The 22,147-nt window shown below is 64.3% G+C and carries 28 protein-coding genes; 17 read left to right on the top strand and 11 right to left on the bottom strand.

Annotated features, from left to right (window positions below; genetic code table 11):
• The first annotated feature begins 11 nt into the window (after positions 1–11).
• The 3 genes from BMW90_RS07845 (at position 12) to acpS (ending at position 1,909) form a co-directional block, all read left to right on the top strand.
• On the top strand, positions 12–683 hold the full coding sequence (locus tag BMW90_RS07845; RefSeq protein WP_048533229.1) for a DUF2062 domain-containing protein: 672 nt from the start codon (positions 12–14) through the stop codon (positions 681–683).
• A gap of 63 nt (positions 684–746) precedes the next feature.
• Positions 747–1,493 (top strand): pyridoxine 5'-phosphate synthase, encoded by a 747-nt coding sequence (locus BMW90_RS07840; protein ID WP_074835947.1) that lies wholly within the window; start codon positions 747–749, stop codon positions 1,491–1,493.
• Positions 1,490–1,909: a holo-ACP synthase gene (gene acpS, locus BMW90_RS07835; protein ID WP_048533227.1), complete on the top strand. Its 420-nt coding sequence runs from the start codon at positions 1,490–1,492 to the stop codon at positions 1,907–1,909. The genes BMW90_RS07840 and acpS overlap by 4 nt, the downstream gene beginning before the upstream one ends.
• A 63-nt stretch (positions 1,910–1,972) precedes the next feature.
• Here the strand turns inward: acpS and betC are convergent, their stop codons facing one another.
• Positions 1,973–3,484: a choline-sulfatase gene (gene betC, locus BMW90_RS07830; protein ID WP_074835946.1), complete on the bottom strand. Its 1,512-nt coding sequence runs from the start codon at positions 3,482–3,484 to the stop codon at positions 1,973–1,975.
• Positions 3,485–3,612: 128 nt separating this feature from the next.
• On the opposite strand from betC, the gene lepB reads away from it, so the two are divergent.
• Together lepB and rnc are read left to right on the top strand one after the other, a co-directional pair.
• Positions 3,613–4,446: a signal peptidase I gene (lepB, locus tag BMW90_RS07825; RefSeq protein ID WP_074836105.1), complete on the top strand. Its 834-nt coding sequence runs from the start codon at positions 3,613–3,615 to the stop codon at positions 4,444–4,446.
• Positions 4,443–5,126 carry a ribonuclease III gene (rnc, locus tag BMW90_RS07820; RefSeq protein WP_074835944.1) on the top strand — a complete coding sequence of 228 codons (684 nt, stop codon included), beginning with the start codon at positions 4,443–4,445 and terminating at the stop codon, positions 5,124–5,126. The genes lepB and rnc overlap by 4 nt, the downstream gene beginning before the upstream one ends.
• Positions 5,127–5,161: 35 nt before the next feature.
• On the opposite strand, the gene BMW90_RS07815 is transcribed toward rnc, so the two are convergent.
• Positions 5,162–5,833: a hypothetical protein gene (locus tag BMW90_RS07815; protein WP_074835943.1), complete on the bottom strand. Its 672-nt coding sequence runs from the start codon at positions 5,831–5,833 to the stop codon at positions 5,162–5,164.
• A gap of 205 nt (positions 5,834–6,038) precedes the next feature.
• Here BMW90_RS07815 and era point away from each other — a divergent pair, with 205 nt between their 5' ends.
• The 3 genes from era (at position 6,039) to recO (ending at position 8,259) form a co-directional block, all read left to right on the top strand.
• Positions 6,039–6,947, top strand: a complete 909-nt coding sequence (era, locus tag BMW90_RS07810; protein ID WP_048533219.1) for a GTPase Era — start codon at positions 6,039–6,041, stop codon at positions 6,945–6,947.
• Positions 6,948–7,202: 255 nt separating this feature from the next.
• On the top strand, positions 7,203–7,526 hold the full coding sequence (locus BMW90_RS07805; RefSeq protein WP_074835941.1) for a DUF1491 family protein: 324 nt from the start codon (positions 7,203–7,205) through the stop codon (positions 7,524–7,526).
• A 16-nt stretch (positions 7,527–7,542) separates the two neighbouring features.
• Positions 7,543–8,259 (top strand): DNA repair protein RecO, encoded by a 717-nt coding sequence (gene recO / locus BMW90_RS07800; protein WP_048533215.1) that lies wholly within the window; start codon positions 7,543–7,545, stop codon positions 8,257–8,259.
• A gap of 75 nt (positions 8,260–8,334) precedes the next feature.
• On the opposite strand, the gene BMW90_RS07795 is transcribed toward recO, so the two are convergent.
• Positions 8,335–8,721, bottom strand: coding sequence for an META domain-containing protein (locus BMW90_RS07795; RefSeq protein WP_074835940.1), 387 nt, complete (start codon positions 8,719–8,721; stop codon positions 8,335–8,337).
• Between the two features lie 51 nt (positions 8,722–8,772).
• Positions 8,773–9,210, bottom strand: a complete 438-nt coding sequence (locus BMW90_RS07790) for an META domain-containing protein (protein WP_244526457.1) — start codon at positions 9,208–9,210, stop codon at positions 8,773–8,775.
• A 41-nt stretch (positions 9,211–9,251) separates the two neighbouring features.
• On the opposite strand from BMW90_RS07790, the gene pgsA reads away from it, so the two are divergent.
• From pgsA to BMW90_RS07775, 3 genes are read left to right on the top strand one after another with little or no spacing between them, the layout of a single operon-like run.
• A complete protein-coding gene (pgsA, locus tag BMW90_RS07785) occupies positions 9,252–9,917 on the top strand; it encodes a CDP-diacylglycerol--glycerol-3-phosphate 3-phosphatidyltransferase (RefSeq protein WP_048533214.1) in 666 nt (221 codons plus the stop codon).
• Positions 9,917–10,162 carry a molybdopterin converting factor subunit 1 gene (gene moaD / locus BMW90_RS07780; protein WP_048533213.1) on the top strand — a complete coding sequence of 82 codons (246 nt, stop codon included), beginning with the start codon at positions 9,917–9,919 and terminating at the stop codon, positions 10,160–10,162. The genes pgsA and moaD overlap by 1 nt, the downstream gene beginning before the upstream one ends.
• A 4-nt stretch (positions 10,163–10,166) precedes the next feature.
• Positions 10,167–10,610 (top strand): molybdenum cofactor biosynthesis protein MoaE, encoded by a 444-nt coding sequence (locus tag BMW90_RS07775; protein ID WP_074835938.1) that lies wholly within the window; start codon positions 10,167–10,169, stop codon positions 10,608–10,610.
• A 25-nt stretch (positions 10,611–10,635) separates the two neighbouring features.
• Here BMW90_RS07775 and BMW90_RS07770 read toward each other — a convergent pair whose 3' ends face one another.
• From BMW90_RS07770 to BMW90_RS07755, 4 genes are all read right to left on the bottom strand, one after another.
• A complete protein-coding gene (locus BMW90_RS07770; protein WP_074835937.1) occupies positions 10,636–11,223 on the bottom strand; it encodes a YdeI/OmpD-associated family protein in 588 nt (195 codons plus the stop codon).
• 107 nt (positions 11,224–11,330) lie between these two features.
• On the bottom strand, positions 11,331–11,765 hold the full coding sequence (gene mscL / locus BMW90_RS07765) for a large conductance mechanosensitive channel protein MscL (protein WP_048533209.1): 435 nt from the start codon (positions 11,763–11,765) through the stop codon (positions 11,331–11,333).
• Between the two features lie 121 nt (positions 11,766–11,886).
• A complete protein-coding gene (locus BMW90_RS07760) occupies positions 11,887–12,336 on the bottom strand; it encodes a YtoQ family protein (protein WP_074835935.1) in 450 nt (149 codons plus the stop codon).
• Positions 12,337–12,458: 122 nt separating this feature from the next.
• Positions 12,459–13,157 (bottom strand): sugar transferase, encoded by a 699-nt coding sequence (locus BMW90_RS07755; RefSeq protein WP_244526456.1) that lies wholly within the window; start codon positions 13,155–13,157, stop codon positions 12,459–12,461.
• Between the two features lie 889 nt (positions 13,158–14,046).
• Between BMW90_RS07755 and BMW90_RS07750 the strand changes: the two genes are divergently transcribed.
• The 6 genes from BMW90_RS07750 (at position 14,047) to BMW90_RS07725 (ending at position 17,960) form a co-directional block, all read left to right on the top strand.
• Complete coding sequence (locus BMW90_RS07750; protein ID WP_074835934.1) at positions 14,047–14,658, top strand: ribonuclease D; 612 nt, start codon at positions 14,047–14,049, stop codon at positions 14,656–14,658.
• A gap of 69 nt (positions 14,659–14,727) precedes the next feature.
• Positions 14,728–15,351 (top strand): hypothetical protein, encoded by a 624-nt coding sequence (locus BMW90_RS07745; protein ID WP_139211257.1) that lies wholly within the window; start codon positions 14,728–14,730, stop codon positions 15,349–15,351.
• On the top strand, positions 15,348–15,842 hold the full coding sequence (locus BMW90_RS07740; RefSeq protein ID WP_074835930.1) for an LptA/OstA family protein: 495 nt from the start codon (positions 15,348–15,350) through the stop codon (positions 15,840–15,842). The genes BMW90_RS07745 and BMW90_RS07740 overlap by 4 nt, the downstream gene beginning before the upstream one ends.
• 1 nt (position 15,843) lies before the next feature.
• The gene (lptB, locus tag BMW90_RS07735; RefSeq protein WP_048533203.1) at positions 15,844–16,602 is read left to right on the top strand and encodes an LPS export ABC transporter ATP-binding protein; all 759 of its coding nucleotides are present in this window, start codon (positions 15,844–15,846) and stop codon (positions 16,600–16,602) included.
• A gap of 281 nt (positions 16,603–16,883) precedes the next feature.
• Positions 16,884–17,456, top strand: a complete 573-nt coding sequence (gene hpf, locus BMW90_RS07730) for a ribosome hibernation-promoting factor, HPF/YfiA family (RefSeq protein WP_048533202.1) — start codon at positions 16,884–16,886, stop codon at positions 17,454–17,456.
• Between the two features lie 39 nt (positions 17,457–17,495).
• Positions 17,496–17,960 carry a PTS sugar transporter subunit IIA gene (locus BMW90_RS07725; protein WP_048533201.1) on the top strand — a complete coding sequence of 155 codons (465 nt, stop codon included), beginning with the start codon at positions 17,496–17,498 and terminating at the stop codon, positions 17,958–17,960.
• An 80-nt stretch (positions 17,961–18,040) separates the two neighbouring features.
• On the opposite strand, the gene BMW90_RS07720 is transcribed toward BMW90_RS07725, so the two are convergent.
• The 3 genes from BMW90_RS07720 to BMW90_RS07710 are packed head-to-tail and all read right to left on the bottom strand — an operon-like array spanning position 18,041 to position 22,104.
• The gene (locus tag BMW90_RS07720) at positions 18,041–19,450 is read right to left on the bottom strand and encodes a nodulation protein NodH (RefSeq protein ID WP_074835929.1); all 1,410 of its coding nucleotides are present in this window, start codon (positions 19,448–19,450) and stop codon (positions 18,041–18,043) included.
• Positions 19,451–19,456: 6 nt separating this feature from the next.
• Positions 19,457–21,157 carry a DUF5927 domain-containing protein gene (locus BMW90_RS07715; protein WP_074835927.1) on the bottom strand — a complete coding sequence of 567 codons (1,701 nt, stop codon included), beginning with the start codon at positions 21,155–21,157 and terminating at the stop codon, positions 19,457–19,459.
• Complete coding sequence (locus BMW90_RS07710; RefSeq protein ID WP_170850526.1) at positions 21,154–22,104, bottom strand: glycosyltransferase family 2 protein; 951 nt, start codon at positions 22,102–22,104, stop codon at positions 21,154–21,156. The genes BMW90_RS07715 and BMW90_RS07710 overlap by 4 nt, the downstream gene beginning before the upstream one ends.
• Positions 22,105–22,147: the final 43 nt, after the last annotated feature.

Here is a 22,147-nt window from a genome sequence, read left to right as displayed (position 1 = left end):
ATATTCCTCCCGTGGTTTTCAAGCGCCGCGACAGAAAACCGACCCTGCGCGCGTTGTGGGAATTCTTCTGGCCGCGTGGCGGTTGGGGCCGGGCGGCCCGCTATGTGAAACACCGGTTGCGGCGTTTGCCCGATCCGCCGGAAAAGATCGCCCGCGGCATCTGGGCCGGGGTCTTCACCACCTTCACGCCGTTCTACACCCTGCATTTCCTGGTGGCGGCCTTTCTTGCCTTCATCATGCGCGGCAATATCCTGGCGGCGCTGCTGGGCACCTTCTTCGGCAATCCGCTGACCTATGTGCCGATTGCGGTGATCTCGCTTCAGACCGGATATTTCCTGCTCGGCCATGAATTCTCGCCGCATATAGAGCGCACGCTCACCGGCAAGTTCGTCGACGCGGGCGAGGATCTGACGCGCAATTTCTGGGCCTGGGTCAAGGGTCAGCCACCCGATTGGCACGGGCTCGAAGTGTTCTGGGACGACGTCTTTTACCCCTACATGATCGGCGGCATCATCCCCGGCATCGTTGCCGCCACCGCGGCCTATCTGGTGGCCGAGCCGCTGATCCGCGCCTATCAGGCCCGCCGCAAGGGCGCGCTCAAGAAACGTCTTGAGGCGATCCGCGCCAAGGCCGCCGCCAAGAAGGCGGCCGCCGCCGAGGAGGCCCGTGAAAAGGCCGATTGATTAGCGGTTTTCACCGCCCGCGCGGGGCGTTAGCCTGTGCCCGAAGGTAACCGGGGGCACCACATGCAAAAACTCAGGCTCGGCGTGAACATCGACCACGTGGCCACCGTGCGCAATGCGCGGGGCGGCGCGGTTCCCGATCCGCTGCGCGCCGCGGCACTGGCCGAGGCCGCCGGTGCCGACGGCATCACCGCGCATCTGCGCGAGGACCGCCGGCACATCTCGGACGCCGATATCGACGGGCTGATGGCGGCGCTGACGGTGCCGCTGAACTTCGAGATGGCGGCCACCGAAGAGATGCAGAAGATCGCCCTGCGCCACCGGCCGCATGCGGTCTGCATAGTGCCGGAAAAGCGCGAGGAGCGCACCACCGAAGGCGGGCTGGAAGTCGCGCGCGAGGAGAACCGGCTGGCGCATTTCATCGCTCCGCTGCGAGAGGCGGGGTGCCGGGTGTCGATCTTCATCGCCGCCGACCGCCGCCAGATCGAGGCGGCGCACCGCATTGGCGCGCAGGTGATAGAGTTGCACACCGGCGCCTATTGCGATGCCCATGCCGAAGGCCGGTTCGAGGACCGCGACCGCGAGATGGCGGCGATCCGCGACATGGCCGAACACGCGGCGGGCCTCGGCCTCGAGGTGCATGCCGGCCACGGGCTGACCTATGACACCGTGGCCCCGGTCGCCGCTCTGGCGCAGGTGGTCGAGCTCAACATCGGCCATTTCCTGATCGGCGAGGCGATCTTTACCGGGCTCGAGGCGGCGATTGCCGAAATGCGCCGTCGGATGGACGACGCCCGCGGCACCGCATGATCCTCGGCATCGGTACCGACCTGTGCAACATCGAGCGGATCGAGGCCATCCTCGCCCGCTTCGGCGACCGCTTCCGCAACCGGGTCTATACCGAGCGGGAACAGGCCCGCGCCGCCCGCCGTCCGCATGAGGCCGCGACCTATGCCAAGCGCTGGGCCGCCAAGGAGGCTTGCTCCAAGGCGCTGGGCACCGGTCTGCGCATGGGCATCGCCTGGAAGGACATGTCGGTGACCAACCTGCGGACCGGCCAGCCGGTGATGCATGTCACCGGCTGGGCAAAGCGCCGGCTCGACGTGCTGACGCCGCCGGGGCATGAGGCGATCCTGCATGTCACCCTGACCGACGATCACCCCTGGGCCCAGGCCACGGTGCTGATCGAGGCGCGGCCGCTGGGCCCGGTCCCGTCCCGGACCTGATCCGGGACCTCGTGGTCCGCGACAGGGGAGGCCCCGGATCAGGTCCGGGGCGGGCTGTCGGGCCTATTCGCCGCGCGGGAAGCGCTGGTTTTCCTCGACGACATTGAGATCCATGTGGTTGCGCATATAGCGCTCCGAGGCCCTTTGCAGCGGCTGGTGGTCCCAGGGGTAATAGGCGCCGTTGCGCAGCGCTTCATAGACCACATGACGCCGGGCCTGGCTTTCGCGGACCCGGGCGTCGAACTGCTCGAGATCCCAGCGGGTGGCGGCCTCGACGCGGAACCGTTCGAGCACCTCGGCATGGTCGGAGCGTTCGGCCAGGTTGGTCAGCTCCTGCGGATCATCCTCGAGGTTGAAGAGCTGTTCGGGATCGAGCGCGCAATTGGTGTATTTCCAGGGTCCCGCCCGCAGGGCGACCAGCGGCGAATAGGAGGCTTCGGCGGCATATTCCATCGCCACCGGGCTCAGCCGGGTCGCGCCATTGCCCAGCGGCACCAGGGTTTCGCCGGTGGTCCAGGGCAGGACCTCCTCCATGCTGACCCCGGCCAGATCGCAGAGTGTCGGGCAGAGATCGATTGTGCTGACCGGCGCCTCGACGAGCCCCGGCGCCATCTGCGGCGCGGCGATCATCAGTGGCACCCGGGCCGAGCCTTCGAGGAAGGACATCTTGAACCACAATCCGCGCTCGCCCAGCATGTCGCCGTGATCCGAGAGAAAGAGGATGATCGCCTCCTGCCGCGTCGCTTCCAGCGCCTCCATCACCTCGCCGATCTTGTCATCGAGATAGGAGATATTGGCAAAATAGGCGCGCCGCGCCCGGCGGATGTCGTCCTGGCCGATGTCGAAGCTGCGCCAGTCGTTGGCGTCGAAGATGCGCTGCGAATGCGGGTCGTGGTCGTCGTAATCCAGCGCCGGCACCTGCGGCAGCAGATGCGCGCAGTCTTCGTAGAGATCCCAGTATTTGCGCCGTGCCACATAAGGGTCATGCGGATGGGTGAAGCTGACCGTCATGCACCAGGGCCGGTCGTCATGGCCCCGCGCGAAGTCATACACCTTGCGGGTGGCGTGATAGGCCACCTCGTCGTCGTATTCCATCTGGTTCGAGATCTCGGCCACGCCGGCGCCGGTGACGCTGCCCATGTTGTGATACCACCAGTCGATGCGTTCGCCGGGCTTGCGGTAATCCGGGGTCCAGCCGAAATCGGCCGGGTAGATATCGGTGGTCAGCCGCTCCTCGAAGCCGTGAAGCTGATCGGGGCCGACGAAATGCATCTTGCCCGACAGGCAGGTGTGATATCCGGCCCGGCGCAGGTGATGGGCATAGGTCGGGATCGACGAGGCGAACTCGGCGGCATTGTCATAGACCCCGGTGCCCGAAGGCAGCTGGCCCGACATGAACCCCGCCCGCCCCGGCGCACAGAGCGGCGAGGCGGTATAGGCATTGGCAAAACAGGTCGAGCGCAACGCCAGCTTGCGCAGGTTCGGCGTATGCAGCCAATCGGCCGGGCCGTCGGGAAACAAGGTGCCGTTAAGTTGATCGACCATGAAGATCAGGATGTTGGGCTTGTCCGTCATGTCGGTTCCTTGCGATTTGGCGGCAGCTTGGCAGGCCGGACGCCCCGCCGTAAAGCCCCCATCGCTTGACACCTCCGACATGGGGCCGCATGTAGCCTGCGACAGATAACGCGGGGAGCCCCATGTCCATGGCCGAGGAAAAGAAAGGCAATGCGATCGTCGAGACGATCAAGACCGTTGTCTATGCATTGCTCATCGCGGGCGTGTTCCGCACGGTGTTCTTTCAGCCGTTCTGGATCCCCTCCGGGTCGATGAAGGACACGTTGCTGATCGGCGATTTCCTCTTCGTCAACAAGATGGCCTATGGCTATTCCTATGCTTCTTGCCCGTCGATCATCGTGCCCCGCTTCGGCATCGATCTCGATGCCACCGATTTCTGCGGCTGGGCCGATGGCGACAACAGCCGGCTGTTCGGCTCCGAGCCAGAGCGCGGCGATGTCGTTGTCTTCCGGCATCCGGTGACCGGGCGCGACTTCATCAAGCGGGTGGTGGGCCTGCCGGGCGAGAAGATCCAGGTCCGGGCCGGGCGGCTGCATATCGACGGCACGCCGGTCGAGCTGGAAGCGGATGGCGTTTTCGAAGAGGTCGCCGGCCCGCAGGGACCGCAACGGCTGAGCCCGCGCTGCTCGAACGCGCCGGTGGGCGACGGGGCGATGTGCGAAAAGGCGAAATTCGTCGAGACCCTGCCCGAAGGCACCGCCCATTCGATCCTCGATATCGGCCGGCAGTCTTCCGACAACACGCCGGTGTTCACCGTGCCCGAAGGGCATTACTTCATGATGGGCGACAATCGCGACAATTCCACCGATTCGCGGTTTCCGCAGCAGGTCGGCGGCGTCGGCTTCGTGCCCTTCGAAAACCTTGTCGGCCGCGCCGACCGGGTGATGTTCTCCTCTGCCGGCAGTTCGATGCTGTTCTTCTGGACCTGGCGGGGTGATCGTTTCTTCAAGGCGATCGAGTGAAGCTCTCGGCAGAGTTGAAGGCGCTTCAGGCGCGGCTTGGGCATGAGTTTGCCGAGCCGCGGCATCTGGTGCATGCGGTGACGCATTCGTCGATGTCGACGCCGACGCGCAGCGACAACCAGCGGCTGGAGTTTCTCGGCGACCGGGTGCTCGGGCTGGTGATGGCCGAGGCGCTTCTGGCCGCCGACAGCCGCGCCACCGAAGGGCAGCTGGCGCCCCGTTTCAACGCGCTGGTGCGCAAGGAGACCTGCGCCGATGTCGCACGGCAGATCGATCTCGGCGCGGCGATGAAGCTGGGCCGGTCCGAGATGCTCTCGGGCGGTCGGCGCAAGATGGCGCTGTTGGGCGATGCGATGGAGGCGGTGATTGCCGCGGTCTATCTGGATGCCGGTTTCGAGGCGGCCAAGGCCATGGTGCTGCGGCTCTGGGGCAAGCGGATCGATACGGTCGAGGACGATGCCCGCGACGCCAAGACCAGCCTTCAGGAATGGGCCCAGGCCCGCGGCCAGAACCCGCCGGTCTATGAGCAGATCAGCCGCAGCGGACCGGACCATTCGCCAGTGTTCATCATCGAGGTCAGGTTGGAGAGCGGCCAGACCGCCCAGGCCAAAGCCGGATCGAAGCGGCAGGCCGAACATGCGGCGGCCAAGGTGCTGCTGGACAGGTTGAACGGCGGATGACCGGAGGCCTGCGGCGCGAACGCAGGCCTTGCAAATCAGAACAGCGCCATGACGTCGGCGACGGCGCCGGTGGTATTCACCGCCAGCGTGACGCTGAAGGCCAGCGCGGCCGTTGCCACCCTGCGTTTCGGTTCCAGCAGGCCAAGCTCACGGCGCAGCAGGCGGGATTCTTCCTGCGGGATCGGCTCGCACAGCACGCGACGGACCAGCGTCTCCTGCTGGCGCTGCGCGTCGGAGGCCCGCAGACGCGGGACGCCTGTCGTGCGCGACTGGCGGTCGGTGACGGTCCGAAGCGTCGGGCGCGGACGCGCGGGCGGCCGGGCGAGGGCATCGAGAAAGGTCTGCCGGTCGAGCACGGCCTTGGCGTCCAGCCAGGCAATCTCGGTCACCGGGTGGCGCGCCACGAGGGCTTGCGTCAGGCGCGCCAGTTCCACTTCGGCGATCCGTGCGGTATCGGCCGAGACCGAAAGAACATAGTGCCGCGCCTTGCCCTTGCCGCTGCTTTCGAGGGTGACGGCAGTGACGGGCGCGCCGGCGCTCGGCCCGATGTCGGGCGGGCGGCGGCTGTGGAGCCTTTCGATATCCTGGCGCAAACGGGTTTCGGTAATGTCGGAGCGTTTGTCGGCCCCGGCAGGCAAGCGCAGGCGGGCGGTGAGTGTGACCTGCGCCTGCGACTGTTTCGGGATTGTTTCGGTGTGAGTGATCATATCGTGAATTTAGGCAGCGATTCGGGCGCAAATTCGGACCAATTTTGGCGAAAATGCCAGATTGTTGAGAATTTCGACAAAAGCGACCGCTCCATTGGCGTCGCACGGGAAACAATTCGCGGCGCGCTCCGGGGCGGTTTCGCCTCTGGTTTTAGCGCCTGATCTGCGTTACTCGCTGTGGATTGTTGACAGGAAACCTGACCCCATGACCACACGCGCCGGATTTGTCGCCCTGATCGGAGAGCCCAACGCGGGCAAATCGACCCTCACCAACCGTATGGTGGGCGCGAAAGTGTCGATCGTGACCCACAAGGTCCAGACCACCCGCGCCCGCATTCGCGGCGTGGCGCTGGAGGGTGACAGCCAGATCGTCTTTGTCGATACGCCGGGCCTGTTCAAACCGCGCCGCCGGCTCGACCGGGCGATGGTGGCGGCGGCCTGGGGCGGGGCGGCGGATGCCGATATCGTGGTGCTTCTGGTCGAGGCGCACCGGGGGGTGACCGAGGGGGTGGAGCGCATTCTCGAGGGGCTTGAAGAGATCGGGCAGGGCCGTCGCGTGGCACTGGCGATCAACAAGATCGACCGGGTCAAATCGGACGTGCTGCTGGCGCTGACCGAGGATCTGAACGCCCGCTACGGCTTTGAAGAAACCTTCATGATCTCGGCCGAAAAGGGTTATGGCTGCGACGATCTGAAAAAATGGCTGGCCACGCAATTGCCGGAAGGCCCCTGGCTTTATCCCGAAGACCAGATCGCCGATCTGCCGCTGCGGATGATCGCCGCCGAGATGACGCGCGAAAAACTGACCCTGCGGCTGCATCAGGAACTGCCCTACCAACTCACCGTCGAAACCGAGAACTGGGAAGAGCGCAAGGACGGCACCGCGCGGATCGACCAGGTGGTCTATGTCGCGCGCGACGGCCACAAGGGCATCGTTCTGGGCAACAAGGGCGAGTCGATCAAGGCGATCTCCAAGGCGGCGCGCGAAGAGCTCGAAGAGTTTCTCGGCCGGCGCGTGCATCTCTTCCTGCAAGTGAAGGTGCGCGAAAAATGGCTGGAAGAGGCGGCGCGCTATTCCGAGATGGGGCTGGATTTCCGCGACGGCAACAGCTGAGACGGTATCGGAGCCCCGGCGGGTCGACCCGGGGCCCCGACAGCGCCGGCGTGCCGGGGGAAGCAGCGCGCCGGCCTGCCACGAGATCGGGCGAGGTAAGGGGATGTCACCGGGCCCGCAACCCTGCCGCCGGGCCTGCGACCGGCCGCGACAGAGCTGTCCAGTCTCTCGTGGCAGAGAAACTTTGACTGTAGTCATGAGATAGCGCCGGGATCGAGATTTTCAAATGACAACAACATTCAGGAACGGTGGGGCATGCGGCTGACGGCGGATTTCTGGGTCGCGGCCTATATCGCGCGGCTGCGGCAGGCGGATATCCCGGCCTTCGTGGTGGCGCATGGCGACGACACCTCGGGCATGGTGATGGTGAAACTCAATACGCTGGACGGCCAGGCCCGCCTGTTTCACCGGATGCATGATCTCATGGCTGACGAGACCCGCTGGCAGGAGATGCAGGCCGGCCCGGAGGCCGAGGTGGATGCGGCGCTGGCGAAACAGCGGGCGATGGACCCCGATCTCTGGGTGATCGAGGTCGAAGACCGCGCCGGGCGGCACCTGCTGGACAGCGGTGGGCTTTGAGGCCAGCGTGGCGGCCATGGAATGGCGCGACACCGGAATATTGCTGAGCATCAGGCACCATGGCGAGACCTCGGCCATCGTCGAGGTCTTTACCCCGGGCCACGGCCGTCATGCCGGGGTGGTGCGCGGCGCCACCAGCCGCAAGCTCGGCCCGGTGCTGCAACCCGGCGCGCAGCTCGATCTGCACTGGCGGGCGCGGCTCGAGGAGCATCTGGGCGCCTATTCGGTCGAGCTGCAACGCTCGCGCGCGGTGCAGGCCATGGGCAGCCGGCTGGCGCTGTCCGGGCTGAACGCGGTCTGTGCGCTGCTGGCCTTCTGCCTGCCGGAGCGCGAACCGCATGCCGCGCTCTATCTGCGGTCGGAGCAGTTGCTCGACCTGCTCGGGCAGGACGAGCTCTGGCCGCTGGCCTATCTGCGCTGGGAGATGGCGCTGCTGGAAGAGCTGGGCTACGGGCTCGATCTCTCGGTCTGCGCGGTGACCGGTGCCGGTGAAGGGCTGGCTTATGTCTCGCCGAAATCCGGACGCGCGGTGTCGCAGGCCGGGGCGGGCGATTGGGCCGACCGGCTCCTGCCGCTGCCGGAGGTAATGTTGGGGCGCGGCGCGGCAGACAGCGCCGAAATCGCCGCCGCGCTGCGGGTGACCGGGTATTTCCTGACCGAGAAACTGGCGCCGGCGCTGGGCCACCGGCCGCTGCCGGAGGCGCGTGGGCGGTTTGTCGAGCGAGTCGGCTAGCGATGATGCCAGCGGCGCCGGAGGCGCCTGCGCACGCCTCCGGCAGCAGTTCTCCGGCATGGCCGGGCCAGGGGGTCAGTTGACCGCGACAAAGACCATTTCGCGGCCGTCTTCGTTGCGCAGCACCAGGCGATTGCCGTCAAATTCTGAAATCGTCATCTCACGCAGCGCGGCGAGAAAGGCGGCCTCTTCGCGGAATTGCGGGCACATCCTTTGGGTGACACCCATGCGCGCGGCGCCAAAGCCGGGCAGGGGCTCGGTCTGGACGCCGAAGAAGCGGTTGCAGGGGGTGCTGCCGGCGATCTGCGCCGGGGTTGGAAAGGTGAGCGTGGCGCGGGCCTCGAAGACCTGGCCATCGATGGACTGGAGTTTCCAGTGGGTTTCGGTGTCTTGCGCACCGCTCAGCGTCGCTGAGAGGCTGGCAAAGGCGGACAGGGCCGCCGCGATCAATGTCTGTGTCATGGCGCTAACCTAGGCGCTCTGAGGCGGCGGAAAAGCCGGTGACGGGCTTTGTCATTCCGGCGCGGCGGAAAAGATCATCTCGCGGCCGGCGTCGTCCGACAGGATCAGCGTATCGCCCTGCACCTCGGCCAGAGTCATGGCGCGCAATGCGGCGAGAAAGGCCTGTTCCTCGGACAGCTCCGGGCAGGCGCGGCGGGTGGTGCGCAAGGGGCCGGTGCCAAACCAGGGATAGGGTTTGGTCTGGCGGCCGGAAAAGCTGTTGCAGGGGCCGCGGCCCTGAATGCGGCCCTCGGCGGGAAAGCTCAGCGTGGCATCGGCCGTGAAGGGCGCGCCATCGATGCTTTCCAGCTGCCAGGTGACATCGGCGGCGCCATAGGCGGCAAGGGTTTCGCCACTGTCGCAGGTCGACAGCAGCGCGGCGGCGATCAGGGGCAGGGCAAGTTTCATGCGACCAATATAGGGGGGCGTGGCGGGATTGAAATATCGCATGCTCTCTTCCCTGTCCCGGCCATGGGGGCTAGAAGCGAGACATGCGTTGGACCTTGCCAAATATCCTCACAGTGCTGCGGCTTGCCGCGGCCCCTGCCGTGCCGCTGATGTTTCTCTATTGGGCGCGGCCCTATGCCGATATCGCGGCGCTGATGATCTTTCTGCTGGCGGCAGTGACCGACTGGTTCGACGGCTATCTGGCCCGCGCCTGGAAGCAGGAAACCAAGATCGGCACCATGCTCGATCCGATCGCCGACAAAGCGATGGTGGTGATCGCGCTGATGGTGATTGCCGCCTATTCGTCTTATTCGCCCTGGCTGGTGCTGCCGGCGACGGTGATCCTGTTCCGCGAGGTATTCGTCTCGGGGCTGCGCGAGTTTCTCGGTGATGTGGCGGGCACGCTGAAGGTGACCAAGCTGGCCAAATGGAAGACGACGCTGCAAATGGTGGCCATTGCGGTGCTGTTTTCGCAGGGCATTTTCGAGCATTATTTCGGCATGTGGTCTTATGGCATGGATCCTGAGATGGTCGGTGATATCCTCGAAGGCCGCGAAAGCGACGAGCTGGGACTGACGCAAATGTATCGCGGCATGTTCTGGTCGGGGTATGTGGGGCTTGTGCTGCTCTGGGTGGCGGCGGCGCTGACGCTGATCACCGGCTGGGATTACTTTCGCAAGGCGCTGCCGCATCTGAAGGAGGACGGCTGATGGATGTGCTTTATTTCGCCTGGGTCCGCGAGCGGATCGGCGTTCCGAAAGAGCGGATCGAGACCGGGGCCACGACGGTGGCCGAACTGGTGGACGAACTGAAGGCGCGGGAGCCGCGCTACGAGGCGGCCTTTGCCGATCTGTCGGCGCTGCGGGTGGCCGTGGATCAGGAGCTTGCGGATTTCGATGCCGGGCTCGCCGGCGTGCGCGAGGTGGCCTTCTTTCCGCCGATGACCGGGGGCTGAGGCGATGCAGGTGCGCGTGCAGCAGGAGCCCTTTGATCTTGGCACCGAAGCCGCGCGCTTTGCCGGCGCCCAGAAGGACATGGGCGCTGTCGTCACCTTTACCGGCATCGTGCGCGACGCGGCGCGGGGCGGCATGGTGGCAATGGAGATCGAACATTACCCGGGCATGACCCAGAGCGCGCTCGAGAAGATCGCCGCGCAGGCCATGGCACGCTGGGATCTGGGCGATGCGCTGGTGATTCACCGGCACGGGCGGCTGGATCGGGACGAGATGATCATGATGGTCGCGACCGCCGCGCGCCACCGCAAGGCGGCCTTCGAGGCGGCGGAGTTCCTGATGGATTACCTCAAGAGCCGGGCGCCGTTCTGGAAAAAGGAAATCGCGGCCGACGGGGCCGAATGGGTGGCCGCCAAGGACGAGGATGAGGATGCTCTGAACCGGTGGTGAGCCGGGCAGGCCGAGCCATCGCCTTTCAATGGTCGTGCAAGCCCTTGCCTTGCAGAATGCGCGGTGTCCATTTCTCGACGCGGCTGGCCCGCGTGCGGGCCTGTTTCGCACCGGAGATGTGCAGCACATAGCCGCGCTTGCGCCCCGGCGTTAGCGCCTCGAAAGCGGCGCGCAGATCGGCATCTGCCTCGAGCGCGGCGGCCAACTCCTCGGGCATCTCCAGATCGTCCTTGGCAAAGGCCACCTTGCGCCCCGTTTTTTCGATGGCGATCGCCCGCCCGACATAGTCGCGGATGTCCGCCGCCCGGGCCTGCACCTCGGCCGGATCGGCAAACGGGATCATCCGCGCCGCGCGGGAGTTTGGCCCCGGCGCCACCAGAAGCCCCTGCGGATCCTCCAGCAGGACGCCCTTGAAAAAGCCCAGCGCGCAATGCGCCTTGAAGCCCCAGAGGATGGCGACATTGCCGCCATGGGCGCAATAGACCGGGCCGCGCCATTTGAAAGCCTCGTCCAGCGGGCATTCCAGCAGGATCGCCCGCAGCGCCCGAAGTTCCGGCTGCCAGGTGGTGAGCTTGTCGAACCAGATGTCGCAGCGGCGGTCGGGGGTGCCCATTGTCTCCTCCTTGCACTGATCCGCATCCTGCCGCAGCCGGCCGTCAGGACAACAAAAAACCGCGCCGCCCTGGGGGTGCGCGGTTTCCTGCACAAATTGTCGCCGGTTCAGCGTTTGAGCGCGTCGCGGATCTCCAGCAGCACGTCAAGCTCGCTGGGGCCGGCGGGTTCGGCCTCGACCGGGGTGGCGGTTTCCTCGCGGGCGGCGCTTTCCTTGATGCGGTTGACCATCTTGACCAGCATGAAGACCACAAAGGCAATGATCAGGAAATTGACCACCGCCATGACAAAGCTGCCATAGGCAAAGATCGAGGCGCCGGCCTCGCGCGCGGCTTCGAGGCTGGCGTCGGCAGGAACCTCGCCGGCCAGAACGACGTAGTGATCGGTGAAATCGATGCCGCCGGTGAACAGCCCGATGATCGGATTGATCAGATCGCCCACCAGCGAACTGACGATGGCGGTGAACGCGGCGCCGACGATGATGCCGACGGCCATGTCCATCACATTGCCCTTGGCTATGAACGCCTTGAATTCCTGAAGCATGTTTGCGTGTCCCTTGGCTCTTGTCATCACGGGCCTGTCAGCCCTGTCGCAGGATGGTGCCGGGATACGCCGGCGGCGCAAGCGCTTTCATGGGAAATGAAAGCGCCTGTTCCCCAGTGTGTCAGCCGGGCAGCTTGCCGGTCAGCACATAGCGCAGGATATCGACCACCTGCGACGGCTCGCGCGCCACGGCCAGGGCGGCGGCATCCACCTCTTTCAGCGCGTGGTCGTGATCGGGCTGTTGCAGCACGATCAGCGACTTGCCCAGCGCGGCGGCAAAGCCGGCGTCAAAGGCGGCGTTCCACTGGCGGTACTTTTCGCCAAAGCGCACCACCACCACGTCGGCCTCTTCGATGCCCTTGCGGGTGCGGATGGCGTTGACCATGGCACCCTTGTGATCGTGCCAGTACTTGTTGTCTTCGGCGCCGAGGATCGCCACCCCGCAATCGTCGCTGGCGTCGTGATCGGTGACCGGGCTGGAAAACACGATGTCGAGGCCCTGGGCGCCACGGGTGATCTGTTCGCGCCAGTCGGTGTGGATTTCACCGCTGAGATAGACATTCAGGGTCATGGGGGCTCCTTGCTCTCACGGTTGGGATTGCCCCAAGGCCTAGCATTGCCATGCCGGGAGGTCGAGCCACGCAACAAGGCCCGCGCCGCCGGGGCACTGGCCTTGTTGCGGATTCGGAGCGGTCAGTAGCCGGTGCCGCGCAGCACCACGCGAAAGGTGCGGGCGATCAGCGCCAGGTCGGTGACGAAAGACAGTTCGCGGAAATAGCGGGCGTCAAAGATCGCGCGCTCGGAAAAGCTGCTCTCGTTGCGGACCGAGGTTTGCCAGATACCGGTGATGCCGGGACGCATGGCGTAATAGGCGGTGCCGGGATAAAGCGCGCGCTGATCCACCATCATCGGGCGCGGCCCGACCAGCGACATGTCGCCCCAGAGCACATTGAAGAGCTGCGGCAGCTCGTCGATCGAGCTTTTGCGGATGAAGGCGCCGATCCAGGTGATCCGGGGATCCTGGCGCAGCTTCTGGCTGTGATCCCATTCCCGCCGGGCCGCCGGGTTGGCTTCGAGATGGGCCTGAAGCCGACCTTCGGCATCATGCACCATCGACCGCAGCTTCCACATGTAAAAGATTTTGCCATTCCGGCCGATCCGCTTCTGGCGATAGAACGGCGAATGCCCGTCCGTCGCGATCAGCAGGCACAAAGGCGCGAGCAGCAAAAGCACCGAGGGCAGGGCGAGCAGCACCACCGCGATATCCAGAATGCGTTTGGTCCATTGGCGATAGATGCCACGGCCGTGCGGATTGAACTTACTAACAAATAGGCTGTCGGAGGAGGATCCCTGAGCGGATTCCACCGGACGCACGTGCATTGTCAACGTCATGCCCTCCTGAGGCGGTCAATGACGAAAGCGATTTGCACTGTAGCGGGTTTCTGCGGACACAGATCATCCGCACTGCCAAAGCAGAGCGAACACACGCGGTCCCATGTCGAAATTCAATGCAGCCGGGGAAACCGAGATGATTTCACCTGCCACGCGCAGACCCATTAACCGTACACTTCACTCCCAGGTGAAAGCACCAACCCCCAAGTGCCGTTTGAAAAAAAACTCACCGATTTTCTCGGCTGATTTTCGCTCGACTTCATCGAAAATGGCCGGTCAGGTTTCTGTCGTCAAGTTGCCTCAAATGCCGTTCAACTTAAGGGGGAGTGTGTGTTTGTCTACCTGGTATCCCAGGATAAACTTCGGTTGGCGACCGGTTCGGTGCCGCCGGATCTGTGCCAACATGGTGCCAGGGTTGTGGTGTCTTCGCGGTGAAAATACACCCCTGGCGGGTATTTGGGGTACGATTGTAGTAGCGCCGTTGACAATCTCCGGCTTGCCTTTCGGTTCATTCCTGTCTGGGAACAGTGCAAAGTGCAGGAAACCCTTGTTTTTACTCGATGCCCGGTGCGTTTTTCGGGCTTTGCGGTCCTTCTGGCCCGGCCGCGGCGGACAGGCGCAGGGCAGGCCCGCCCATCAAAGGTGAAGCATCTCACACAATTTGACGCTGCATCGCATCAAAATTTCCGCAAATTACCCGAAAGATTTTTTGACTGGACCTTGCGTCACTCTTCTTAAGGGAGTGGCCAATCTCCCGGATTTGGCCGGATTGATGCGGGTATCCGCACCTATCCCAAGGGGTGATTCGATGCCGGCCGTTTGCCGGCGTTGCAACGGGCAGGTCAAACCACTATTGCCATGGGAAAATTCCAAGTGTGGAGCCGATGGCATGGCACATCACCTTTACCAGCGCGACCTGCCCGAGGATCTCGATCTGGGCCCTGTCGTCGCCGTGGACTGCGAAACCATGGGCCTGCATCCGCACCGCGACCGGCTTTGCGTTGTTCAGTTGTCATCTGGCGACGGCACGGCGCATCTGGTTCAGATCACAAGGGGCCAGACCGAGGCCCCCAATCTCTGCCGCTTGCTGGCTGATCCGGCGGTTCTAAAGCTCTTTCATTTCGGCCGCTTCGACATCGCCGCGCTCGACAATGCCTTCGGCACGCTCGCCGCACCGGTCTATTGCACCAAGATCGCCAGCAAGCTGATCCGCACCTACACCGACCGCCACGGGCTGAAGCATCTGCTGCAAGAGCTGCTGGGCGTCGATATCTCGAAACAGCAGCAATCGAGCGATTGGGGCGCGGCCGAGCTGACCAAGGCGCAGATCGACTATGCCGCGTCGGATGTGCTGTACCTGCACCGGCTGCGCGATGTGCTCGACCAGAGGCTCGCCCGCGAGGGGCGCAGTGAAATGGCACAGGCCTGCTTCGATTTCCTGCCCGCCCGCGCCCGGCTGGATCTCGCTGGCTGGCCCGATCAGGATATCTTTGCCCATTGAGACGCGTTGCACCGCAGAGCATCGCGCCTAGATAGACGTCAGGTGTGAACGAAAGGCCGAACCATGGCCGTGACTGAGACATTCCATTCCAGAGTGGTGGCGGGCCTCAAGGTGCTCTTGCCGCTGACCGCGCTTGGCCTGTTGTCCACGGTCTTCCTGTTGTCGCGCAGCGCCAATGACGAACCCGATCTGACGTTTTTTGACGATGCCTCGGAAATCCCCGAACGCGACACCGTGACAGCCCCCTATTACACCGGCAGCACCCGCGAAGGACATGCCGTATCGATCACCGCCGAAAGCGCCAAGCCGATGCCCGATGACCCTGCCGGGGTGCTCGCCGATCGGCTGAGCGCCGCGTTCCGGCTGACCGATGGGTCGCGGATCAATATCGTCGCTGACAGTGCCGCGGTGAACGAGCCGGCCGATTTCATGGCGCTGCGCGGCGATGTGGTGATCGACAGCTCGACGGGCTATGTGATGCGGACCGCCGAATTGCAATCGGCGCTGCGCTCGATCACCGCCGATGCGCCGCAGGGGCTGACCGGGACCAGCCCGATCGGCGATCTGAGCGCCGGCGCCCTGCGCATTCGCGAGACCGGCGGCGAGGGCGAGGTGCAATTGTTTTTCACAAATGGTGTGAAGCTGGTATATCAGCCCGCAAGTCAGGCCCCCGAGGAAGGTAACACCCCATGACTCCCATTCGTTTGATTGCGGTTGTTCTGCTCTCGCTGCTGCCGGTTTCCGTTCTGGCGCAGGGGGCTCAGGTGGGCTTTGGTACGCTTCAGCCCGACCCGGATGCGCCGGTCGAGGTGACCGCCGAGAACCTGAGCGTCAATCAGAACGACGGCACCGCGCTGTTCACCGGCGATGTCATCGTCGGCCAGGGCGAGATGCGGCTATCGGCGCCCCGGGTCTTGGTCGTCTATGCCAAGGATCGGTCCGAGATTGCCCGGCTCGAGGCGCGGGGCGGCGTGACGCTGGTGTCCGGCGCAGAGGCGGCCGAGGGCGACAGCGCCGACTACGACGTCGAGGCAGGCATCATCGTGATGACCGGCAACGTGCTGCTGACCCAGGGCGGGTCTGCCCTGACCGCCGACAAGATGGTCGCCGATCTCAACGAAGGCACGGCGCAGATGACCGGCCGGGTCAAGACCGTGCTCCAGACGTCGGACGACAGCGAATAAGATGACGCCGCCAGAATTGTCCTTGACCCAAGGCTCTGCCGGGCTGCGCATCGACCACCTGCGCAAGAGCTACCGCAAGAAGGTGGTGATCCGCGATGTCAGCATGGAGCTGCACCGCGGCGAAGTGGTGGCGCTGCTCGGGCCGAACGGCTCCGGCAAGACGACGACCTTCTATTCGGTGGCGGGGCTGGTGTTTCCCGAAGGCGGCACGGTCACGATCGACGGCCAGATGGTGACCACCATGCCGATGTACCGTCGGGCCAAGCTGGGTATCGGCTATCTTCCGCAGGAAATGTCGATCTTTCGCGGCATGAGCGTCGAGGACAACATCCGCGCGATTCTCGACATCGCGGTGCGCGATGGCCGGCGGCGGCGCGAAAGGCTCGAGGAGCTGCTGTCGGAGTTTCACATCGAACACCTGCGCCGCGCCCCGGCGCTGGCGCTGTCGGGCGGCGAACGGCGGCGGGTCGAGATTGCCCGCTGTCTGGCGGCCGAGCCGAAATATCTCCTGCTCGACGAACCCTTTGCCGGGGTCGATCCGATTTCGGTCGGGGATATCCGCGGGCTGGTTTCGGACCTGTCGAACCGCGGCATCGGCGTGCTGATTACCGATCACAACGTGCGCGAAACGCTGGAGATCGTCGACCGCGCCTATATCCTGCATGACGGAACGGTGCTGATGTCGGGCACCCCCGAGGAGGTGGTCGAGAACGAAAACGTCCGCCGCGTCTACCTTGGCGATCAGTTCCGGATCTCCTGAACGGCGCCCCCGCGCGGCCGGGTGGCGGTTAACCTCCTGTTTACCGATTCCGGCGCTATTGTCGTGACAAGTCATTGACAGACGGCTGTGCTCTGTCCTCAAATGGGGTCATGACGCTTGAGTGGCTTGCCTTGGAAAAGAGTCGCGTTCCTGTTTTCGGGATGGGTCTACCTGTACAAGCACCTCGGCTCGTCAGACCCCCGAGATGGTGAGTGGAAGCGTTCGGCTGCCCCCGGCAGCCGTGGCGTGACGCGTCACCGGAACAATAAGAAGGACGCAAGATGCGCTATCAAATCACCGGCAAACAGATCGATATCGGCGCCGCGCTGCAAACCCATGTGCAGGATGGGTTGGGCGGTGTCGTGCAGAAATATGCCGAACGGCCGACCGATGCGAACGTCGTGTTTTCCAAGGCCGCGCATGAATACGTCTGCGAGGCCACGGTGCATCTTTCCACCGGCCTCACCGCCCAGGCCAAGGCGCATGCCACTGAAATCTATGCCGCTTTTGAAAGCTGCTGCGACAAGATGGAGAAGCAGCTACGCCGCTACAAGCGCCGTCTGAAGGACCACCACAAGGACCGGTCCGAGCCCGTTGAAACATTCGGCGCGTCATCGTATATCCTCGCCAGCGACGGGGTGGACGAAGATTCGGAGCCGGACAGCCTCCAGCCGATGATCGTCGCCGAAATGAAAGCGGACATTCCCGCACTTACGGTTGGCGAAGCCGTGATGCAGATGGAACTTGCAGGCGCACCTGTTCTGGTGTTTCGGAGCGAGAAGAAGGGTCTGAACGTCGTGTATCGGCGAGATGATGGCAATATCGGCTGGATTGAACCGCAAGAACAGGCTTGAGCCTGCGGTCTGGTCAGGAATGGGATTACAGGCGAGATTATGGAACTTTCAGATTTGCTGAAACCCGAGGCAATCCGGGTCAATACCGGATGCACGAGCAAGAAGCGTTTGATGCATGATGTCGCCGACCTGGCCCATGCCGCTTATGGTATCAACTCCGGCACCGCTTTCGAGTCGCTGCTCGAACGGGAATCCCTGGGGCCGACGGGTGTCGGCCACGGGGTGGCTCTGCCGCATGCGCGGATTGCCGGGCTCGATACCTGCGTGGGGGTCTTCCTGCTGCTGGAAAAGCCGATCGATTTCTCCTCGGTCGACCGTCAGCCGGTGGATATCGTCTTTGGCCTGTTTGCCCCCGAGGATGCCGGCGTCGAGCATCTCAAGGCGCTGGCACGGGTCTCGCGGCTGCTGCGCGATCCGGCGGTCTGCACCAAGCTGCGCGCCAATCAGAGCGTGGTGACGCTTTATACCATCCTCACCGAGGAAGAGGCGATGAAGGCCGCCTGAGCGGCCGCCTCGCCCTGCGGCCGGGGCATTTCCAGGGCCGCGACAAGAGCATCCGGCACGCCGGGCGCCGCGCCCGCCGTCTACCGCCAGTTCCCGAAACCCAGCATCAGATAGTCGCGCGGATAAGCTGCCCGCGCCAGCGCCTCGAGATCCGCGTCATAGATCTCGTCAAGCGCGATCGGTCCGTCCGGTGCGGCCGCCCGGGGCGCAGGCGCCTCGAGACCGACTTGCGCGGCCAGCCGCGCAAGCCCCTCGGCGATCTCGCCTTCGCGCAGCACCATGTCGGGCAGGCACAGATCGCCCATGCCTTGCAGAATGCCGCTCTGGCTGGCCCAATGCGGATCGATCCGCAGGTTGGTCTGCCCGGCCAGGTTGGCGCGGATGAACTCGAGAAAACCGCCAAAGGCGGCGCGGTGGGTGGCGGCGTCATAGGCGGGATCGGGCCAATCCTCGGGGATCGGCAGATCGTGGCGGTTGGTCAGCACCCGGCGGATGCGGCCAAAGCTCTGCGGCCCCTTGGAAAGGATGCGCTGGCAAAAGACGTGGTGCGCCCGCGCCAGCGGATGGCGCAGCACGGTAAAACGGCGGTGGCCGGAATTGCGGCGCAGCCATTGCCGCAGACTCTTCTGGTTGAAATCGCGCCTGAGATCGCCGCCGAGCCCCGCCAGCCAGTCGCAGACCGCTTCCTCGGGCCCGCCCTTGATCGGCATGTAGAGCAGCGGTGCCGTCCCGGCCGCCACATATCCCGGCACCGCAGCCCCCCGGCGCGGCTCGAAATTCGGGGTCCGCGAAAGATCGAAGCGGTCCAGCCGCGCCAGCGCCTGCTCCATTTCGGCAAAGTTCTCGACCTTGTCGGAAATCGGCGCCGGGTTCTGGCGTTTGAGGTTGTGGTCGAAGCTCTCGAGCGGGGTGTCGCAGCCCAGCCAGCGCGCCAGCCCGTTCATCACGCCCAGATCCTGCACATCCTCGTAAGCCACATAGAAGGCGGTCTGTCCGCGTGTCTGCAACCCGTTCAGCAGCCGGATCTGAAAGCTCTGCAAGGCCTCGAGATGGGCCTCGAAATCGGCCTTGTCAAAGGTGGCCTTGGCGTCCTTGCGGCGGCTGACATTGGTCAGCTTCCACTGGTCGGTTTTCTGCGCGATCTTCCAGCTGACGTAGCTGTCGATCGGATTGCGCGTCAGCACGATCTTGGCGATGCGTGGATCGTCGAGCAGCGGCGCAAGAATGCGCGGGTCATGGTCGTGGAAATAGCGGAAGCCGGCCAGCCCCTCCGCGCCGCGCACCCGGTCGAGCAGCGCCGCCGGATCGCTGTCGCGCGCTTCGCGGCTGATGTCGAGCAGCTCGGTCTTGTTGGGATAGCCGATGAAATGCGGGTTGAAGGCCTCGCCGAGGCAGGAAATGCCGTCAAACAGATTCAAATTGGCTTCAAGTAGGTTGGAGCCGGTGCGCATCTCGGCAAAGACCACGAAGGCGTCAAAGTTCTGGGCCATGCGCTGTTATCTCACCAGATAGGGTTTGCGGGTGCGCGGGCGCTGGCCCAGCTGCCGGCCTTCGACCGGAAAATCACCCATCAGATAGGGGTGCATCCCCTGGTTCTTGAGGTTTTGCAGGAACTGGCCAAAGCCGGTCAGATCCCGCATCTTGGGCACCTCTGCCAGCCGGCGGGGATTGCGCGCGCCGATTTCGTCGATGATGCTTTGCAGTGGCTCCATCGGCGCCTCGATGAATTCGGCCATGGTCCAGATGCGGATATGCGCCTTGGCATAAGGCGAGCGATAGGCATCGAGCGAATCCGCCTCGATCTTTTGCAGCTTGGCGGCGGCACGGCGGATGGTGGCGAAATCGAGGTTGGAGTTGAACAGCGGCACCGCCCAGGCGCCGGAGACGACGGAAATCTGCGCATTCGGATCCTTGGCGATGTTCCAGATCACGTCGTCCTGAGTGTCATGCGGCCCGAATTGAAAGCATTGCCGTTCGCCGCGGGTGTTCCAGATCAGGTTGGTCAGAAAGGCCCAGGGGTTGGCATCGCGGATTTCGGCGCTGGCCGCCAACCCGCCATGGATCACCTCTTCCCCTTCGGCGAACTCGGCCTTTTCCGGCGCAAAAAGGTGGCCATGCACCCGCGAGCCGGTGGCCCGCGCCAGCCAGGGCTCGAAATCGTCGAACAGCTCGGCAAAGCCCTGAAACACCGAGTAGGGCCCGGCGGTGACACCGTTTTCCCAGTTTTCGTTGGGAAAACGCGAATGCATGTAGAGCCCCGGCCGCCCGCGCGTCCGCCTGTCGACCGCCTTGGCAAAGATGCGGTCGATCTTGCCGGGGTTGGGTTCGGTCCGGCTCATGGCGCCGGCGCGGTCGGTCAGGAAGGCGCGATAGAGCAGCTCCGCATGCGGCCAGATCTTGCGCGCGACAAAACAATCGGAGCGGCGCAGGAGTTGCAGATGGTCGTCGTAGAAGATGTGCGGCTTGCCCTGGAAATCGAACTTCGACAGGGTCAGCGACCGGCTCTCCAACTCGCGGGAATAGAGCCGTGCCAGTGTCTGGTAATAGCTTTCGTCGGGGATCCAGACCCGGCGGAAGAAATCGTCATAGGTCGCGCGATCGGGGTCTTGCAGGATCGCGGTCAGCGTCTGCCGCGTCAGGCACCACCACTGGCTGCCCATATGCGGGCGCAGGCCGCTGGGGATCATCCGCTTTGTCCCGATCAGGCGTTGAATCTGGACGAACCTGTCGAACAGAAAGCGGTGGCGTCGCCAGGAAAACGGGAAATGCAGGGTAAAACGCTCCTGGTCGAGGCCGCCGACCGTCCAGGGCACATCCATCGTGGTGGCGCTTTCGATGAAATCGGTGCGCGGCCGCGCCGCGAGATAATCGATCAGCTCTTCGATCGGCCGCAGCGGCAGGCAGGAGCCCGAGGCGAGGTAGACATGCTGAACATCGGGAAAGTCGCGCAGCATCTTTTCCGAGGCGGTCTGGCTGGCAGCGACGATGCCCCAGGTGCCCCATTCGCAGCGGTAGCGGCGGGAAAAGCGGATGTGATCGACATCCGCGAGTGCCGCGACAAAGGCCTTGTAGGACTTGGCGACGACATTGCGATCGACGTGGATGACAACCGGGCACCCCGCGTTGGCCCAATGCCGCGCCACCTGTTCCGCCCGCTTGAAGGCGGTATGGACAAGCATGACGACGCCGAGGCTCATGCCCAGTTCCCCTTGGACATCAATCCGAGGATTTCGAGCTGGCGCCAGTTGATGTATTTCTCGGACCACTTGCACCAGAGATCGGGGTTTTCCTCAAGCGTCCGGGCATAGGCCTTGTATTCCACCGACCCCGAATAATGCTGCCTGCGCTCCAGCTCTTCGGCCGCCTTGGCGGTGAAGGTGTCGAGGAACTTGGTGTGCAGCAGGATGCCGCTGGCCTTTTCGCCGCCCCATTCGTCATAGACGAGGTTGAGCCCGCGCGGCAGCAGCATATGCGTCGAGCTGACATAGGTGTAGCGCCGGTCCCATTTGACCAGCGGTATCTTGTTCAGCGCAGGCGCCTTCTCGGGCAGGTCGGAAAAGAACACCCGGCGCCGCGGCCCGCCCTGGATCCAGAGGTTGCCGAAGCGGTGATTGCGGCGGATCGCGTAGTTGCCGCTGTCGAACCAGCAGGCGATATCAAGCGGATTGTCCCCGGGCAGATAGGGCTGCGCATTGATCGGCCCCTTGGGGTACATGTCCAGCAGCATCGCCGAGAACGACCGGATCGACGAGGCATCGAGCCAGTCGGTCAGCGCCCTGAGCGGTCGGGTGTCACAGAAGGGAAACAGAAAGAATTCATCGGGGTCGACGGTCAGCGCCCAATGTCCATGGGCATGTTTGCGCGCCAGCCAGTTCAGCCAGTCGACGCCAAAGCGCGAGCGCTTGTAGCTGCCCCCAGTGCGCCAGAGCGAAACATCGGGCTGATCGGCAAGAAAGGCATCCGAGCCATCGGTGCTGTCGTTGTCGACCATCAGGAAATGGTTGATGCCGAGATCGCGGTAGTAGCGCAGGAAATAGGGCAGGCGCACATGTTCGTTGCGCAGGGTCGAGAACAGCAGCAGGTCACCGGGGCGGATCTGATCGGTCCGGTCGGCGGCGGCGCGAAGCTCGCGCGATTTGCGCATGGCGCGGATGCGCCAGCGCTTGCGCTGAAGCCTGAGGCTGTAT

Origin of the sequence: Marinovum algicola (assembly GCF_900109145.1) — a bacterium.
Classification (GTDB): Bacteria; Pseudomonadota; Alphaproteobacteria; order Rhodobacterales; family Rhodobacteraceae; genus Marinovum; species Marinovum algicola.
The sequence above is the reverse complement of the archived record's forward strand: the minus strand, read 5'-3'. Positions and strand labels throughout refer to the sequence as shown.